Below are 3,231 nucleotides of genomic sequence, written 5' to 3' on the forward strand. Positions count from 1 at the left end.
CACGCTACGCGCTAAGAGTCACCTCATAAATTTGGAAAATTCTGATAATATTTTTTAAGTCTAAGTATTTATCTACTCTAGCTATTAACTTCTGTCGCTTGTTTCTGTCACAAAACGCGTTTGGCGTTGTATGGTTAAGCCTCACGGGTAATTAGTACAAGTTAGCTTAATGGCTCACACCACTTCCACATCTTGCCTATCAACGTTGTAGTCTTCAACGGCCCTTCAGAGACTTTAAAAGTCTAGTGAGAAATCATCTCGAGGCCTGCTTCGCGCTTAGATGCTTTCAGCGCTTATCAGTTCCGAACGTAGCTACCGGGCAATGCCATTGGCATGACAACCCGAACACCAGCGGTTCGTTCACTCCGGTCCTCTCGTACTAGGAGCAACCCCTCTCAATTCTCAAACGCCCACGGCAGATAGGGACCGAACTGTCTCACGACGTTCTAAACCCAGCTCGCGTACCACTTTAAATGGCGAACAGCCATACCCTTGGGACCGACTTCAGCCCCAGGATGTGATGAGCCGACATCGAGGTGCCAAACACCGCCGTCGATATGAACTCTTGGGCGGTATCAGCCTGTTATCCCCGGAGTACCTTTTATCCGTTGAGCGATGGCCCTTCCATTCAGAACCACCGGATCACTATGACCTACTTTCGTACCTGCTCGACGTGTCTGTCTCGCAGTTAAGCTGGCTTCTACCATTACACTAACCGTACGATGTCCGACCGTACTTAGCCAACCTTCGTGCTCCTCCGTTACTCTTTGGGAGGAGACCGCCCCAGTCAAACTACCCACCAGGCACTGTCCGTAACCCCGATTCAGGGGCCAACGTTAGAACATCAAAACTACAAGGGTGGTATTTCAAGGACGACTCCACAACAACTAGCGTCGCTGCTTCAAAGTCTCCCACCTATCCTACACATGTAGGTTCAATGTTCAGTGCCAAGCTGTAGTAAAGGTTCACGGGGTCTTTCCGTCTAGCCGCGGGTACACAGCATCTTCACTGCGATTTCAATTTCACTGAGTCTCGGGTGGAGACAGCGTGGCCATGGTTACACCATTCGTGCAGGTCGGAACTTACCCGACAAGGAATTTCGCTACCTTAGGACCGTTATAGTTACGGCCGCCGTTTACCGGGGCTTCGATCAAGAGCTTCGTCCGAAAACTAACCCCATCAATTAACCTTCCGGCACCGGGCAGGTGTCACACCGTATACGTCATCTTGCGATTTTGCACAGTGCTGTGTTTTTAATAAACAGTCCCAGCCACCTGGTCACTGCGGCTCCCGTCCGCTTAGAGAGCAAGTCTCATCACAGATAGGAGCGTACCTTCTCCCGAAGTTACGGTACGATTTTGCCTAGTTCCTTCACCCGAGTTCTCTCAAGCGCCTTAGTATTCTCTACCTGACCACCTGTGTCGGTTTGGGGTACGATTCGGTATAATCTGAAGCTTAGAGGCTTTTCCTGGAAGTATGGCATCAGCAACTTCACACCCTTGGGTGCTCGTCTCGTGTCTCAGCCTAACAGCAACCCGGATTTACCTAAGTCGCTAGCCTACTCACTTTCACATGGACAACCATCGCCATGCTTGCTTAGCCTTCTCCGTCCCCCCATCGCAATTATACCAAGTACGGAAATATTAATCCGTTTCCCATCGACTACGCCTTTCGGCCTCGCCTTAGGGGTCGACTTACCCTACCCTGATTAACATGGGATAGGAACCCTTGGTCTTCCGGCGTGCGGGTTTTTCACCCGCATTATCGTTACTCATGTCAGCATTCGCACTTCTGATACGTCCAGCATACCTCCCGGTACACCTTCAACCGCTTACAGAACGCTCCCCTACCACTCATCCTAAGATGAATCCGCAGCTTCGGTGCATAGTTTAGCCCCGTTACATCTTCCGCGCAGACCGACTCGACCAGTGAGCTATTACGCTTTCTTTAAAGGATGGCTGCTTCTAAGCCAACCTCCTGGCTGTCTGGGCCTTTCCACATCGTTTCCCACTTAACTATGACTTTGGGACCTTAGCTGGCGGTCTGGGTTGTTTCCCTCTTCACGACGGACGTTAGCACCCGCCGTGTGTCTCCCGGATATTACTTTACGGTATTCGGAGTTTGCAAAGGGTTGGTAAGTCGGGATGACCCCCTAGCCTTAACAGTGCTCTACCCCCGTAAGTATTCGTCCGAGGCTCTACCTAAATAGATTTCGGGGAGAACCAGCTATCTCCCGGTTTGATTAGCCTTTCACTCCTAGCCACAGGTCATCCCCTAACTTTTCAACGTTAGTGGGTTCGGTCCTCCAGTTGATGTTACTCAACCTTCAACCTGCCCATGGCTAGATCACCGGGTTTCGGGTCTATACCTTGCAACTATTCGCCCAGTTAAGACTCGGTTTCCCTACGGCTACCCTAATCGGTTAACCTCGCTACAAAATATAAGTCGCTGACCCATTATACAAAAGGTACGCAGTCACCTAACAAGTAGGCTCCTACTGCTTGTACGTACACGGTTTCAGGTTCTATTTCACTCCCCTCACAGGGGTTCTTTTCGCCTTTCCCTCACGGTACTGGTTCACTATCGGTCAGTTGGGAGTATTTAGCCTTAGATGATGGTCCACCTATATTCAGTCAAAGTTTCACGTGCTCCGACCTACTCGATTTCACTTAAAATGTCTTTTCATGTACGGGACTATCACCCTGTATCGTGGCACTTTCCAGAGCCTTCCATTAACACATAATAAGCTTAAGGGCTGTTCCGATTTCGCTCGCCGCTACTATCGGAATCTCGGTTGATTTCTTTTCCTACGGGTACTTAGATGTTTCAGTTCTCCGCGTTCGCCTCGTTAACCTATGTATTCAGTTAACGATACCTGCAAGCAGGTGGGTTTCCCCATTCGGAAATCCTAGTCTCAAGCGCTTTTTACTAGCTTGACTAGGCTTATCGCAAGTTAATACGTCCTTCATCGCCTCCAACTGCCAAGGCATCCACCGTGTACGCTTAGTCACTTAACCATACAACCCAAACGGGTCTTTGTTATGTGACAGTTTAACTTCGCCAGAAGTTAATATTGAATACTAAAGTAGATACCAATTAATCATGAATGATTAAATTGGCACTGAATGATACTGCTATCATTCTTTTTTACTTTTGAAAACTCTGTACAAATAACACTGTTATTCATACGAATTTTATTATCAGCTTTTCCAAATTTTTAAAGAGCATATT

At 48.4% G+C, this 3,231-nt stretch carries 1 rRNA gene; it reads right to left on the reverse strand.

Features of this window, described 5'->3' with window-relative positions:
- Positions 1–130 precede the first annotated feature (130 nt).
- Positions 131–3,017: ribosomal RNA gene (locus CWB60_RS09080) — 23S ribosomal RNA — on the reverse strand.
- Between the last annotated feature and the right edge of the window lie 214 nt (positions 3,018–3,231).

The sequence above is a fragment of the Pseudoalteromonas sp. S327 genome (assembly GCF_005886415.1).
Taxonomy (GTDB): Bacteria; Pseudomonadota; Gammaproteobacteria; order Enterobacterales; family Alteromonadaceae; genus Pseudoalteromonas; species Pseudoalteromonas atlantica.